The organism is Vibrio iocasae, from assembly GCF_042245395.1.
Taxonomy (GTDB): domain Bacteria; phylum Pseudomonadota; class Gammaproteobacteria; order Enterobacterales; family Vibrionaceae; genus Vibrio; species Vibrio iocasae.
On record NZ_CP145310.1, the window covers coordinates 1,575,539 to 1,588,739 of the forward strand.

Genomic DNA, 13,201 nt, shown 5'->3' on the forward strand with positions numbered 1-13,201 from the left:
TGAAAACCTAAACTTAGACTCGCAATTTTATACATAATGTATAAAGTAATTATCCATTCAACCCCATTATCAACAATATATAACAATGCTAACCTTCTCTCATAAATTTTGGAGAAGAACTTATGCATTACGAAGGTAAAATTTATCGTCCATGGCCCGAAGCACAAAGCGTGCTTATTCAGACAACTCTGGGGTGTAGTAATAACCAGTGCACTTTTTGCAGTATGTTCGATGATAAGCGCTTTAAAGTAAGAGATTTGGAAGACATTTTCCTCGACATTGAAGAAGCGAGAAGAATCTACCCATTTGTTGAGTCCATTTTTCTGATTGATGGCAATGTCATGGCCATGCGTTCAGAGAAGTTAATAAAAATACTGGATAAGATCTCGGCTACTTTTCCTGAAATCAAAAACATCGCCCTTTATTCTGGCTTCAATGATTTCAGACGTAAGTCAGTACCTGAACTTAAAGAGATGGTTGATGCTGGCCTGACAATGGCCTATACCGGGTTGGAGTCTGGTGACCCTGTCGTACTCGAAAGAATTAAAAAAGGTATGACTCGGGAGCATGCAATTGAAGGAATGGCGCTAGCGAAAGAAGCAGGAATAAAGGTGCTCGCTTCCTTTATCTTTGGGTTGGGTGGCAAAGAACGCTCCAAAGAACACATTGAAGGGACAACAAGCTTACTGAACATTATTCAGCCTCATGAAATTGCTCCTATGGCTTTAGCGATTCAGCCAGGAACAGAGCTTGAAAAAGAAGTGCAACGAGGCGAGTTTGTTTTACCATCACCGTTGCAGATTCTGGAAGAAGAGAAGTACTTACTTGAAAACATGAAAGAGTTCGATTGCTTCTATTGGGGAGATCATGGCAACAATATTTCGCCAATGAAAGGCATGCTGCCTGCAGCACGCAAGCCATTTCTGGATAGGATTAACCGGGAGATAGCGGTTAACCCGGTTACAAAACAAAATGTCATTCAGACATTTGCCTGGTAGTTAAAGCCGTGACCTACAACAGATTTTTTACAAACACTTTTCTTTTGTAGGTCTGCTATCACATTTTTGTAGCACATCTGGGACTATGATATTTAGGACGTGCTTATCTTTTATACTAAGGGGTCATTATGCTAGGTGAAAACCATTCTCTACTAAACGAATTTCCTGAACACAAAGATCTAATTGCTCAACTCATTTCTGGTGACGAAAACTTCGCGAAAGATACAAAAACTTACGACGGTCTGGACGCTGAAATCCGCGAACTGGAACTCAACGGTGCCCCCGTTGACGATGAAACAATGCACAAAATGAAACATGATCGCGCGGAGCTTAAAGACTCGCTCTACCAGCGCCTTTTGAAAGCAAAATAAGAAATAAAGTACAAAACAATCAGGGCTGCATATGCAGCCCTGATTTATTTAACCTCTTCCAGCTCTCTGTCCCAAAATGGCGGGTTACCGTAAGAATCAGCCAAATGATCAATAAACACCCTCACCTTAGGTGCAAGCAATCTGGAGCTTGGATATACCGCCCAGACAGCAGCATCTGCAACAAGAGGATAATCTGAAAGGATTTCTACCAGCTCTCCCCTCTTCATATGTTCATACGCGATCCAGGTGGCACATAACGCAACTCCCATACCGTTGACACAGGCATCTCGCATTGCTTCACCATGGTCGGTCTTAAACACCCCTTTTGGTTTGATGTTTACCTGTCCATCAGGAGTATTAAACAAAATACTTTCAAAACCAGATAGGCTAAGGAAAGCATGCTCTTTAAGCTCATGTGGGGTTGTTGGCGTACCATGTTTCTTCAGGTATTCAGGAGAAGCGCAGATAATGCGTTTATCAACGGCTAATTTTCTCGCTATTAAACTGGAATCTTTCAGGTCAGCACTTCGAATGGCCACATCAAAACCACCTTCGACGAGGTCAACAATAGAGTCTGTCAGGCGTAAATCAATCATCAGTTCAGGGTATTTCTCCTGAAACGACTTAAGTACCGGCATCAAATGCATTCGGCCAAAAGAAGCTGGGGCTGTAATTCTTAATGTTCCTTTTGGTAAGGAACTTCCAGCTCCGACAGCGGCCCTTGCCGCTTCAACACTGGCGAGCACCTCTTCAGCGTGCGGCAAAAACGCCATTCCTTCTTCTGTTAACGACACTTTCCTTGTCGTCCGATGCACTAATCTGACACCTAAACCTTCTTCAAGTTTGTTGATATGCGAACTGGATACAGCAGGTGATAAACCCAACTCCTGGCCGGCCTGACTAATGTTGTGAGTCGCAGCGAGTCTTACAAATAATTTCAGGTGTTCAATGTTCATTTCATTATCAACAAAAAGTAGAAAGTGATTCTCAATATAGGCTATTTCTTTAGTAATGGCTATCTAATATATTGATAACTGCTAGATTCAAACTCGGAGTTTTAACTGGAATAGGATTGTTGCAAAACTGGCAAAGGTGAATTGTAAATTGAAACGTTACTTCACCATCAAATTTAGATTATTATCCACCTCCACATTAGCCAAAGAACCATTATGATAACCATTTCCCCAACACTGAAAATGATCATTGAGCGTACTGTTCCACTCACGTTAGGCGTATTTTCTATTATGCTGGTGCAGTTGGTAGATACGATTTTTATTGGTCAACTTGGTATCAATCAACTTACTGTTCAGGGGATTACTCTGCCCTTTTACACTATTGTCATCGGTTTTCAGGTTGGTATCGGTGTAGCGGCAACCTGTATTATTTCCCAGGCGGCAGGTGCAAAACAGGTAGAGAAAGCGACCACCACAGCCAGCATTACTGTGCTTTTCGGTACGCTATTCATTACACTGATTGCTTTGGTGTTCTGGTTGTTTAAAGAGCAAGTTTTCTCAATATTCATTTCTGAAGATGAAATTGCGGATAAGTCCGAAGTGTTAATGCAGATTTTCTTGCGATACTGGCCAATGTGGCTACTAAGTATTATTCCTAGCGCGGCATTGTATCTGATATCTGCTGTCTATAGAGCTAACCAGGACACTAAAACTCCAGGGATGATTCTCGTTGCTGCTAGTGCTATCAACCTGGTGCTCGATCCAATTCTTATTTTCGTACTCGACATGGGAATTGTTGGAGCGGCCGTTGCTTCCGCTATCGCATTTTCATCATGCGCGATCTATATGTGGTTCAAAGCAAGTGACAAAGCCTGGTTTGGTCCGGTCAAACTAAACGAAAAAACCATCAATTACTTTGTGGATTTGATCAAGATGGTTGTCCCTACAACGATGAATCAGATCCTGCCTTCAATAAGTGCGTTTTTTGGCATGTTGCTTATTTCCTCTTTAGGCGTTGACGCCATTGCATTCTGGAGTTTGCTCACTCGCTCTGAAACTTTCCTGCTTGTATTTACGCTTTCTCTTACCATGTCTGTCCCACCCCTTATCGGCAAATATCTTGGGGAAGGAAACTCTGAGCACATTGCTGACTTGCTCAACACAACAGCAAAGTTTGTCTTGTTTTTCCATACCAGCGTAGCAATAGTCATCGCATTGAGCTCCAGTTTGCTCGTACCCATTATGAGCAACGAACCTCAGTTAAGAGAGTGGATGTCATTTTCTCTCTGGATAATACCGTTTAGCTACGGACCTCTTGGGCTATGTATGGTTGTTGTCTCATCGTTTAATGCGCTGGGTGTCCCAAAAAGAGCATTGTTACTCTCTTTTGCCCGACTCTTTGTTTTCTACCTGCCCGCCATCTGGATCGGTACTCACACCAATGATGTGCCTACTACAGTAACCGCTGCGGCTGTCGCCAACTTATTTGCCGGCATAACAGCCTGGAAGCTGTTGAAGAGGCATCCTGTATTCTCGTCCACACATCGCTCTCCTGCCTTACATTCAGTTTCTGATTGACACAGGTAGAACGAATGCTTTACCTTAGAGGGTAGAACGAACGCTCTACCCTCTAAGGTTATTATGTTAAAAGAAAAGATTTCAGCAAATCTGGAGAAGGCTTTCAGCGAACACGGCTTTGCTGAATCCAGTGTCGCTATGCTCAAAGAAGCGTCCGGTGTAAGTCTCAGAACTCTCTACCGGCATTACCCCTCAAAAGAAGACATGATTGTCGGAGCGCTAGAATACCGCCACCGGAGATATATCCAGTTACTCACCGACAACACCTTTCCAGTCGGTGAAGAATCGATATTGCATGTACTCAACCTGTTAGAAGAATGGATGGAAAGCTCCGCTCCCAACGGTTGCATGTCCACTCAGGCCGTATCCGCTTACCCCGATAACCACCAAATTAAACAAGCTGTGAAAGAACATAAGCTAGAAGTGAAAGCACTGCTTGGAAAACTATGCGGCCAGGAAGAGCTTGCCACTGAGATTTTTCTCATCCACGAAGGTGTATCCGCAGCATGGCCTGTTTTACAAAAAGAAGCCATTTATGCAGCGAAAGCTTCACTGATCAAATTACTTAATGGAGTTCAGTCGTGACATACCACGTAAAAACAATGAAGGCAGTACAACTTACCGGACACGGTGGACCTGAAAAGCTGTTCCTTAATGAGGCTGTTTCTGTCCCCGAACTTTGCAATACAGATGTGCTAATCAAAGTTGCAGCTGCCGGAGTCAATAACACCGATATAAATACACGCATAGGCTGGTATTCCAAAAGTAATGACAGCGACGATGCAAGTTGGGCGGGTAAACCTCTCCCTCTTCCACTGATTCAGGGCGCTGATGTTTGTGGTGTCATTGTCGCGGTTGGCAGCGAGGTTTCTCAAGACCGTATTGGTGAACGCGTAATAATCGAACCCTGCATTATCGAAGCAGATGGTAAAGTTCTCGATACATCATGGTATTTCGGGTCTGAGTGTAACGGCGGGTTTTCTGAATACACCAAAGTAGCATCGCGGCACGCATTCAAAGTTGATTGCGACCTTTCGGATGTAGAACTGGCCTCTTTCCCATGCTCTTACTCTACGGCAGAAAACTTGCTGACAAGAGCCAACGTTAAGCAGGGGGACAGAGTCCTTATCTCTGGTGCTTCAGGTGGTGTTGGCTCCGCAGCTATTCAACTGGCAAAAGCGAGGGGCGCGTACACTATCGCAATTACAACGCAGAGCAAAAGCCAAAGCTTATTGGATATCGGTGCGGACGAAACCATAGATAGAAACCAGAATCTAATTGATGAACTGGGCACTAACAGCGTTGATGTGGTGGTGGATCTGGTGGCCGGAAACCAGTGGCCACAGTTCTTAGAAGTGTTACGCCCTAAAGGCAGATATGCGGTGTCCGGTGCGATAGGCGGAGCAATGGTCGAACTTGACGTAAGAACGCTTTATCTAAAAGATCTTAGTTTCTTTGGCTGTACATTTATAGAACCAGAAGTGTTTCCAAACCTGGTCAACCATATCGAGCAAGGCCGAATTTCACCGCTTGTTGCCCAAACCTTTTCATTGGAAAACATCGTCCAGGCTCAGGAAGAGTTTGAAAAGAAAAAGCACATTGGCAAAATTGTATTGAAAGTTAGCTAACGAAAAGGGCGTCGGGTTGAACCTGACGCCCTTATAGAAAAGACGACTAGCCTAGAAGCTTCCGGGTAGAGTTTATTGGGTCATTGATAAACAACAACCCGGTTTCTACCCTTTTGTTTGGCTTGATAGAGTGCGCGATCCGCATGTTCCAACCACTGAATGTAGTCATCCTCGCTGTCAGGAACTTTAGAGAACAGTCCGATGGATGCAGATAGCTCGCATGAAATGCCATTGTCTTCATTTTTTACCACTATCTTAGAGACTTTTTCACGAATCGCTTCCGCAAAAGATTCTATCTCCGCATCCGATGAAGAGCCTGAAATCATAATAAGTAATTCTTCACCACCCATACGAAAAGCAAAGTCACCAGAACGTTTGCACTGCTCGGCGACAGCATTACCCACCATGACCAGAGCTTCATCACCTTTCAGATGACCTAACTGATCATTCAGCTTTTTAAAGTAGTCCAAATCTAGAGAAATAAAGCTGATCTTCAGCTTTTCCCTAACGGCTCTTCTAAACTCGATTGGAGCCAGTTCATGGAAATAACGTCGATTAAACAACCCGGTCAAATCATCGGTGATAGAAAGCTTCTCAAGTTTTGCATTTGCCTCTCTGAGCTCTTTTTCAACCTTAACTCTTCTATGCCTTTCTCTGATTAACTCTAACGCGTGTGAAGAGAGGTTTTCATACATTTTCAGAACAGTATCGATCAGCACTCTGACAGATCCGCTCATCTGTCTATCTGCTTTCACTCTGGCTTCATCAGGGCTAAGACCATCTTTAATACCATGTATGACAAAGCTCATTTTTTTGTCTTCATCCAAAATATGAAACGCCAGCCATCGAATAAGAAAACGCAGTATTCCTTCGGTAGATTCCTGCCAGGCTTTGCCCGAACTCATCTCCTTCATTTCCAGAACATTAGGTAAAAAAGAAGCATGGCTTAATGTGTGCGTCACAAACCAGGTGTCTTCGAAATTAAAGTACTCGTCCCAAATTTTTTCTTCAGCATCAAAGTGATAGCTCGCATAATCAGCGAGTTCTTTAAAAACTTGATTTACTTCAACCGGATCATCATGGACCAGCGTATTCGCGAGTTTATTGAGCAACGCGACCAGCGTTTTATGCTGATCATCAATCTCCTCTATACCCGTTTCAAAATTTGTATTCCACGGAAATACTATGATTTCATCCATCTGATCTATCAATCTAACCAACCACTATTATCTTAATTCTTTATGCAACTATATACGAAACATAACCCCGCAGTACATAGTACGTTCATTAACTGCTTTGATGAAAAACCAATATCACTCGACACACATTTCTTATAGTTTGATTAATTGGATAAAAGTTAGTGATATATAAAAACAGAACAATCAATAAGCAATATCGACCAAGCCGACAATTGGTCAAATAACCACCACCAAACAACATCTATTAAACATAGATTTTTCACCAAACAAACATTACTTCACAAAATTAAACATAATATTCTGAAATATAAAGGAGTTAACAGAATAATTTGATTTTCACGGGTATGATGCGTATTTTTTAATAAAGAACTTATTAGAGAGCGCAGAGTTTTCATTCAACGGACTTATGAAAACTCTGCGCTTTCAAAACAATAAGTTTTTTTAGTTTCATTTCTGCTCGTAACGGATGAGCAAAAAAACAAACGAGAAAAGGAATTGATATGACTCGATTAAAGTCCCTGATCACTGCAACAGCATCCTCTCTGCTACTAGGCGCTTCATTCTCTGCTAGCGCAGCAGACACTTTCGTAACAATTGGTACTGGTGGTGTAACAGGTGTTTACTACCCAACAGGTGGTGCTATCTGTCGTTTAGTAAACAAATCGAAAAAAGAACACGGTATTCGTTGTTCAGTAGAGAGTACTGGTGGCTCTATCTACAATATCAACACAATCCGAGCTGGTGAACTGGATCTTGGTATCGCTCAGTCTGACTGGCAGTACCATGCATACAACGGAACAAGCAAGTTCGCAGATGCTGGCGCATATAAAGATCTTCGCGCGGTATTCTCTGTTCACCCAGAACCATTCACAGTTGTTGCACGTAAAGACGCAGGTATCAAATCATTTGAAGACCTAAAAGGTAAACGTGTAAACATCGGTAACCCAGGTTCTGGTCAGCGCGGTACTATGGAAGTACTAATGGAGCGTTACGGTTGGACTAAGGATGACTTCAAGCTTGTTTCTGAGCTTAAAGCATCAGAACAGTCTAAAGCGCTTTGTGACAACAAAATCGACGCAATGGTATACGTTGTTGGTCACCCAAGTGGTGCAATCAAAGAAGCAACAACTTCTTGTGACAGCGTAATTGTGACAGTAGCTGGTGAGAAGGTTGATAGCCTGATTGCTGACAACAGCTACTACCGTACTGCAACTGTTCCTGGCGGCATGTACTCTGGTAACGCAGACGATACTTCTACATTTGGTGTAGGTGCAACATTTGTATCTTCAACTCAGGTGCCTGATGAAGTTGTTTACAACATCGTTAAAGCAGTATTCGAAAACTTCGATACATTCAAGAAGCTGCACCCAGCATTCGCTAACCTGAAGAAAGAAGAAATGGCGATGGACGGACTTTCAGCTCCTCTACACCCTGGTGCACTTAAGTACTACAAAGAAGCTGGTATCATCAAGTAATTAACTTGCTGACATATAAGCACAAACACCCGGCTAATAAGCCGGGTGTTTTTTGTTTGATGCATATTACTTGTTGTCTAACTCAAGCCTGATCAAAGGTGCAGGTATTCTCTCTGATGTAACATAAATGCTCTCACCATCCAGACTAAACCCTACCGCCTCCGCTTGTTTCATTTTGGGTATATCTAAACGCTGCGGATCATTAGACATCGCTTCAATCCAACTCTCTTCACCCTTCTTCGAAAACAAGTACGCGCCTGTATAGGTAACAACCGCCAAAGAGCCTCCATCTCGTGAAATATCCATCGACGTTGGCATAGCGCCATAACCTATCAGGCTTAAGAAGCTGAAGTAGTTCGGGTTATTGTCGGGAAATGGTGAAATATCACCCAGCTTCTCTGCTATTACAAGGTCTGCTTGTTTGTGATGGAGTGATAACCCGTAGAGTTGAGGTCTATCCTCTCTCTTGCTCAGCAGCAACAAATTCTGGCTGATTGGATCAAATGCGACCGACTCACAATCTTTCGCACCATCTTCATAGCGAAAATCAATCGTTTTTACAGGCGCTGTTGACAGTATCGAACCATTTTCCGGCAACTCAGGTTCTTCGATGATGTGCAGTTGGTAGCTCTCTCGTTCAGCATAATTATCCCCAACATCTGCGATAACAATGTACTCCTTACCATTGTCATTGAAGACAGCGAGATCTTCCCAGTCGAAGTTTTCAACACCCTCTATACGAAGCGTAGCAAGATATGCCCCCTCACTGTTGATTGCATAGAGCTCGGGCAGCGAGAAGCTGTCATTGTGCACCCACATCACGCCGTCGTTCAGTTTCGAAACGACTATACCACTTGTTTCTCTTAACCTTTTGTCAGTGATATAGCCTTTGGAGTATCTGTCTTCCATCAACGCTTGTTCTTCCCTGAATACACAGGAAGAGAGTCCGCCAATTAAAGCTAGCGACCATATAAAATAGAGAGGAAACTTTACTCTACGCGGCATCATTCTGTTGCGCTCACTATTTGTATTTGTTCAGTGCTTAATAAGCAGTCATAAAGGCTGCTATAACATCTCTTTCGCGACTAAATGAAGTAGAAACGTTTCGCGCTCAATACTCATTCCCTTTTTAGGACTTTTGGCAATGGTTTCTTCGTTATGAGCAATGGCATCGTGAATGTTTACCCAAAGCGGCTTCATGCCGTTTTTTACTTCATAATCTTCATAGGCCGTCTCACCGAGTTCACGATCAATCTTACAGGTGTAGCAGTAAGAGAGCATATGCATGACATCGGCATCATCCTTGTACCATGGACGAAACTCCTCGTAGATCCCATATGGCTTAATGTTGTGGATGTTCTGAGCTCCGGTCTCTTCTTCAAGCTCTCTGACCATGCCAGCAATAACATCTTCCCCTTCGTCCAGGCCACCACCAGGTATTGAATAATCGTGATAGCGCTCTGTGTATAGGAGCAATATCTCCTCACCATCAATAACGATAGCTCGGGCTGCATTTCTTTTAATGATACTTTTATCATCCAGGTGATCTATGTCTGGATGAATCGTGGTTTTCAGGTGTCTCATATCGGGAGTGCTCTTGGATTTAATCGCGCGCATGGTAACACGCTACTTCCAAACTGAATAAATTTTTCTAAAAATTCGACAAAACATGACGTTATCAAAACCGTTTCTCCAAATTTTCTTCTACACTTAGAGCAAAATTCAGACTTGATTAGATTCGTCAGAACAAAGAATCCCTTCTTCAGGAGAAAAGAGATGAATAGAAAGATAATGTTAGCTGGTATAGGAGCAGTGGCGGTTTTAGCAGGATGTGCAGCAACTGAGCCTGATGAATATGATGTTGAAAGTTACGAATCCATTTCAAATCAAGCAGCCGTTTATTGCGTTCACCGAGGCGGAGAGCTTATTTCATTTACTGAAGACAACAAACGTGTGAAGTATTGTGTTTTCTCGGAAGAAGATAAAACAGAAATACATGAGTATTACGAACAGAGACACGAGCACGAGAAGAAGTAACGTCATATAAAACGCTGCTGAAATAAGCAGCGTTTTTCTTTTTCTACCCTGAAAGCCACTCTATTACAATAGCTCTGAAATGGACTCGATACACATAGCATCGTGACGCCAGTACTCTAAGCTGCACTCGATTAGCGCACCATCTGCACTATAGTTGTAGCGTTCAACAAGCAGAGCAGGTGTACCAGGTGTGGCATTAAGTGCTTGGGCCATCTCTCCTATCAGAGATATCATTCGGATCTTATAGCGAGATTTTTGACAGGCGACGCCATAGTTTTTTTCATATATCTCAGCCATCGAAAAGCCGAGGTCGTGTTCTAACAAACCCGGGAAAGGAATCTGTTTAATAAAGTGGCGAACATAAACAACCGGACGCTCTTCTAGGTGTCGAACACGTTCAACACAATACACGTCGCTAAAAGGCGGTAAATCGAGTAACGTAGCCGCTTCTTTCGACGCTAACATGCTTTTTGCCAAAACGACTTCGGTATCAGGTTTACGTCCCTGATCCAAAGCCATTACATGAAAATCTGATGTACTGGTTAGATCGTATTTAAACGGTGCTGGCGAGATAAACCATCCTCTTCTGTCCTCTCGGAAAATCCTTCCTTCAGCCTCAAGAACGGATAGCGCTTCTCGCAAGGTAACTCTCGTGGTATCAAACATTTCCGCCAACTTTCGTTCAGCCGGCAACTTCTGCCGCGGAGTCAGCAATCCTGAATCGATCTGCTCTATGATGGCATCTTTTATCTTGATGTATTGCATTGATTCTTATCCAACTTTGATCTGAATGGACTATACCAAGTCAGCCCAATAGGAACAATTGGCGATAACTCAAAAAGATGTGTTGGCCTTCTTTAAAGTATGAGAATCAAAAAGTCTGACTTTCAAAATGTTAAAAAATTGTATATTGTAACTGGTACGACCATTTGCAAGGATGCTTATCATGTCAACTTCGTCCCGAATTACCTGTTCAATAGACGAGAACAACATCGCAACTGTCGCTTTAAACCGATCGGATAAACTCAATGCCATTGATATGGAGATGTTTAAAGCGGTGAACAAAACCATAAAAGAGTTAAAAAAGAACAAAGAGATCCAAGCTGTTATCGTAAAAGGCAACGGTAGTGATTTTTGCTCTGGACTGGATGTCAAATCGTTACTCAATGACCGCATGGGTGCAATGAAGCTCCTGTTTAAATGGTGGCCCACATTGCCCAACGATGCACAGAGATTTTCCGTCGGCTGGCGTGATATCCCCTGTCCGGTTATATTTGCTATTCACGGTCGTTGCTGGGGAGGAGGCTTGCAACTTGCTAGTGGTGGGGATTTTAGAATCGCTCACCCAGATGCCCGATTCTCAATCATGGAAGCAAGATGGGGGCTCATTCCTGATATGGGTGGAGCACTGGCTTTTCGTGAACTGATGCGTCAGGACCATACCTTAGAAATGGCGATGTCCGCGAAAGAGATTGATGCATCAAAAGCGAAGGAGTACGGGTTAGTGACTAAGATCGCCGATGATCCTTATGCCAGAGCTTATGATTTAGCCTTAGAGTTGATAAACCGCTCTCCCGATGTTTTAGCTGCAACCAAAAAACTCTACCATAAAACCTGGTGGTCAAGCCCGGGAATGGCTCTGTGCTTGGAAACCTGGTACCAGATAAAAGTCATTGTAGGAAAGAATCGGGTAATCGCTGCTCGCAGGGAGAAAGAAGCGGAAAACAAGAGACCATATATGCCTAGGCAGTTCAGATAATCGATTCAAAACATCTATTTTGTTTAGCTTACTAGCGCTGCAACTTCCACTAAGAAAGGGGAATGCTCTTCGAAATCAGGATGATCTGAAAAGATGGATTCTATTTTCATAAACTTCTGATCAATTGACGACATTGTCATCATCGAAGTGAAGCCAAGGAGAACATCACTCTCATGTTCATCAATAAACTGAGAAATACTATCTAATCTGTAGTTGTGGATCTTCTCTACTTTGCTAATAGCAGCAGAGAGAGCCTCACGCGATATAGCCGTCATTGAGTCGCTCATTGGTGCCTCACTTATTATAAGTATCAGTGTAATGTTCTCGAGCTTTATATAGTTAAATGCAGCTTCTTCAAGAAGCTCTCCGACGCATTTTAAATTTGCTCTATTTTGTTATTTCTAAATATCAGTAATCCGATTCAACGCACTATGCTTTAGATCAATATAACGAGAAGTATTCTCGTTAGCGTTTCAAATCTGTTAGCTGAGAACATGTTTCGGCCTGAATTTGATCTGGATTAGGCTATCGTAAATTAACTTTAAATATTCCGAAGATCCCATTTACATTTCCACCCAGTGTAAATAATAATGATTATCATTACTTTATTGAGGTGTGTTTATGAATAGGTTAAATGGCATCAAGGAAGCAGGACAAGACTCCCAAATAATGACTCACAGTAGTATCGATAGTGAACGCTACTATCGCGGTGAAATATACTCTTTAGAGAAGAAGTTAAGCTCCAACCCTAAGTGCATTGATTCTATTAAATCCTGGATAGAAAATTACCACCATCTTGCTTCTATATATCAAGAGCGCGGTGAACATATGATGGCACAAAAGTGTTACCTTATTCCCCACCACTCTATGCTTTACATGGCCAGACATAAAAAGGATGAAGAGTCCGAGCTTATTGCAATACACGCGATAAACCTGACACTTCCAGCGCTTATGAAATTCGCTGAAGAGTACCCACCTTGTAAAAAATGCTTACGCGACCTAAGAGAGCAAATGCAGATGATAGAGAAAACCATCAGCAACTACCATTGAGGCCTTCTAATCACCTTCCGAAACTATCTGATTAGATCTCTTAAGTGTAAATACGTAAAGAAACGTAAAGCAATTTAAAGCTATGTAAAGTCGCTTTCATTGTTTCAGCTCATACATATTATTAGTGCAAATACATCAAACCACCTTTTATGA

At 42.5% G+C, this 13,201-nt stretch carries 15 protein-coding genes; 9 read left to right on the forward strand and 6 right to left on the reverse strand.

Going from position 1 to position 13,201, the window contains the following annotated elements:
• The first annotated feature begins 122 nt into the window (after positions 1-122).
• Together SNR28_RS07015 and SNR28_RS07020 are read left to right on the forward strand one after the other, a co-directional pair.
• Positions 123-998 (forward strand): radical SAM protein, encoded by an 876-nt coding sequence (locus SNR28_RS07015; RefSeq protein WP_375748497.1) that lies wholly within the window; start codon positions 123-125, stop codon positions 996-998.
• Between the two features lie 128 nt (positions 999-1,126).
• Positions 1,127-1,369, forward strand: a complete 243-nt coding sequence (locus SNR28_RS07020) for a YdcH family protein (protein ID WP_375748498.1) — start codon at positions 1,127-1,129, stop codon at positions 1,367-1,369.
• Between the two features lie 44 nt (positions 1,370-1,413).
• Here the strand turns inward: SNR28_RS07020 and SNR28_RS07025 are convergent, their stop codons facing one another.
• Positions 1,414-2,325: a LysR family transcriptional regulator gene (locus tag SNR28_RS07025; protein ID WP_375748499.1), complete on the reverse strand. Its 912-nt coding sequence runs from the start codon at positions 2,323-2,325 to the stop codon at positions 1,414-1,416.
• Positions 2,326-2,538: 213 nt separating this feature from the next.
• Here SNR28_RS07025 and SNR28_RS07030 point away from each other — a divergent pair, with 213 nt between their 5' ends.
• The 3 genes from SNR28_RS07030 to SNR28_RS07040 all read left to right on the forward strand — a co-directional run bounded on the left by SNR28_RS07030 (position 2,539) and on the right by SNR28_RS07040 (position 5,528).
• The gene (locus SNR28_RS07030; RefSeq protein ID WP_375748500.1) at positions 2,539-3,900 is read left to right on the forward strand and encodes an MATE family efflux transporter; all 1,362 of its coding nucleotides are present in this window, start codon (positions 2,539-2,541) and stop codon (positions 3,898-3,900) included.
• Between the two features lie 63 nt (positions 3,901-3,963).
• Positions 3,964-4,485, forward strand: coding sequence for a TetR/AcrR family transcriptional regulator (locus SNR28_RS07035; RefSeq protein ID WP_375748501.1), 522 nt, complete (start codon positions 3,964-3,966; stop codon positions 4,483-4,485).
• A 17-nt stretch (positions 4,486-4,502) separates the two neighbouring features.
• Positions 4,503-5,528, forward strand: coding sequence for an alcohol dehydrogenase family protein (locus SNR28_RS07040; protein ID WP_375749913.1), 1,026 nt, complete (start codon positions 4,503-4,505; stop codon positions 5,526-5,528).
• 80 nt (positions 5,529-5,608) lie between these two features.
• Here SNR28_RS07040 and SNR28_RS07045 read toward each other — a convergent pair whose 3' ends face one another.
• Positions 5,609-6,727 carry a GGDEF domain-containing protein gene (locus tag SNR28_RS07045; RefSeq protein WP_375748502.1) on the reverse strand — a complete coding sequence of 373 codons (1,119 nt, stop codon included), beginning with the start codon at positions 6,725-6,727 and terminating at the stop codon, positions 5,609-5,611.
• Positions 6,728-7,227: 500 nt separating this feature from the next.
• Here SNR28_RS07045 and SNR28_RS07050 point away from each other — a divergent pair, with 500 nt between their 5' ends.
• Positions 7,228-8,202 (forward strand): TAXI family TRAP transporter solute-binding subunit, encoded by a 975-nt coding sequence (locus tag SNR28_RS07050; protein ID WP_375748503.1) that lies wholly within the window; start codon positions 7,228-7,230, stop codon positions 8,200-8,202.
• Positions 8,203-8,268: 66 nt separating this feature from the next.
• Here the strand turns inward: SNR28_RS07050 and SNR28_RS07055 are convergent, their stop codons facing one another.
• The gene (locus tag SNR28_RS07055; protein ID WP_375748504.1) at positions 8,269-9,210 is read right to left on the reverse strand and encodes a hypothetical protein; all 942 of its coding nucleotides are present in this window, start codon (positions 9,208-9,210) and stop codon (positions 8,269-8,271) included.
• Between the two features lie 57 nt (positions 9,211-9,267).
• Positions 9,268-9,786, reverse strand: a complete 519-nt coding sequence (locus SNR28_RS07060; RefSeq protein WP_375748505.1) for an NUDIX hydrolase — start codon at positions 9,784-9,786, stop codon at positions 9,268-9,270.
• A gap of 192 nt (positions 9,787-9,978) precedes the next feature.
• Between SNR28_RS07060 and SNR28_RS07065 the strand changes: the two genes are divergently transcribed.
• Complete coding sequence (locus SNR28_RS07065; RefSeq protein WP_375748506.1) at positions 9,979-10,239, forward strand: DUF333 domain-containing protein; 261 nt, start codon at positions 9,979-9,981, stop codon at positions 10,237-10,239.
• Positions 10,240-10,302: 63 nt separating this feature from the next.
• On the opposite strand, the gene SNR28_RS07070 is transcribed toward SNR28_RS07065, so the two are convergent.
• The gene (locus tag SNR28_RS07070; RefSeq protein WP_375748507.1) at positions 10,303-11,004 is read right to left on the reverse strand and encodes a UTRA domain-containing protein; all 702 of its coding nucleotides are present in this window, start codon (positions 11,002-11,004) and stop codon (positions 10,303-10,305) included.
• A gap of 181 nt (positions 11,005-11,185) precedes the next feature.
• On the opposite strand from SNR28_RS07070, the gene SNR28_RS07075 reads away from it, so the two are divergent.
• Positions 11,186-11,998, forward strand: coding sequence for a crotonase/enoyl-CoA hydratase family protein (locus SNR28_RS07075; RefSeq protein ID WP_375748508.1), 813 nt, complete (start codon positions 11,186-11,188; stop codon positions 11,996-11,998).
• A 23-nt stretch (positions 11,999-12,021) separates the two neighbouring features.
• Here SNR28_RS07075 and SNR28_RS07080 read toward each other — a convergent pair whose 3' ends face one another.
• Complete coding sequence (locus SNR28_RS07080) at positions 12,022-12,285, reverse strand: hypothetical protein (RefSeq protein WP_375748509.1); 264 nt, start codon at positions 12,283-12,285, stop codon at positions 12,022-12,024.
• Positions 12,286-12,619: 334 nt separating this feature from the next.
• Between SNR28_RS07080 and SNR28_RS07085 the strand changes: the two genes are divergently transcribed.
• Positions 12,620-13,048 (forward strand): hypothetical protein, encoded by a 429-nt coding sequence (locus SNR28_RS07085; protein ID WP_375748510.1) that lies wholly within the window; start codon positions 12,620-12,622, stop codon positions 13,046-13,048.
• The last annotated feature ends 153 nt before the right edge of the window (positions 13,049-13,201 follow it).

Excerpts from the sequence above, each read along its gene's own strand:
- SNR28_RS07015 (WP_375748497.1), top strand. The coding sequence starts at position 123 with ATGCATTACGAAGGTAAAATTTATCGTCCATGGCCCGAAGCACAAAGC.
- SNR28_RS07020 (WP_375748498.1), top strand. The coding sequence starts at position 1,127 with ATGCTAGGTGAAAACCATTCTCTACTAAACGAATTTCCTGAACACAAA.
- SNR28_RS07025 (WP_375748499.1), bottom strand. The coding sequence starts at position 2,325 with ATGAACATTGAACACCTGAAATTATTTGTAAGACTCGCTGCGACTCAC.
- SNR28_RS07030 (WP_375748500.1), top strand. The coding sequence starts at position 2,539 with ATGATAACCATTTCCCCAACACTGAAAATGATCATTGAGCGTACTGTT.
- SNR28_RS07035 (WP_375748501.1), top strand. The coding sequence starts at position 3,964 with ATGTTAAAAGAAAAGATTTCAGCAAATCTGGAGAAGGCTTTCAGCGAA.
- SNR28_RS07040 (WP_375749913.1), top strand. The coding sequence starts at position 4,503 with ATGAAGGCAGTACAACTTACCGGACACGGTGGACCTGAAAAGCTGTTC.
- SNR28_RS07045 (WP_375748502.1), bottom strand. The coding sequence starts at position 6,727 with ATGGATGAAATCATAGTATTTCCGTGGAATACAAATTTTGAAACGGGT.
- SNR28_RS07050 (WP_375748503.1), top strand. The coding sequence starts at position 7,228 with ATGACTCGATTAAAGTCCCTGATCACTGCAACAGCATCCTCTCTGCTA.
- SNR28_RS07055 (WP_375748504.1), bottom strand. The coding sequence starts at position 9,210 with ATGATGCCGCGTAGAGTAAAGTTTCCTCTCTATTTTATATGGTCGCTA.
- SNR28_RS07060 (WP_375748505.1), bottom strand. The coding sequence starts at position 9,786 with ATGAGACACCTGAAAACCACGATTCATCCAGACATAGATCACCTGGAT.
- SNR28_RS07065 (WP_375748506.1), top strand. The coding sequence starts at position 9,979 with ATGAATAGAAAGATAATGTTAGCTGGTATAGGAGCAGTGGCGGTTTTA.
- SNR28_RS07070 (WP_375748507.1), bottom strand. The coding sequence starts at position 11,004 with ATGCAATACATCAAGATAAAAGATGCCATCATAGAGCAGATCGATTCA.
- SNR28_RS07075 (WP_375748508.1), top strand. The coding sequence starts at position 11,186 with ATGTCAACTTCGTCCCGAATTACCTGTTCAATAGACGAGAACAACATC.
- SNR28_RS07080 (WP_375748509.1), bottom strand. The coding sequence starts at position 12,285 with ATGAGCGACTCAATGACGGCTATATCGCGTGAGGCTCTCTCTGCTGCT.
- SNR28_RS07085 (WP_375748510.1), top strand. The coding sequence starts at position 12,620 with ATGAATAGGTTAAATGGCATCAAGGAAGCAGGACAAGACTCCCAAATA.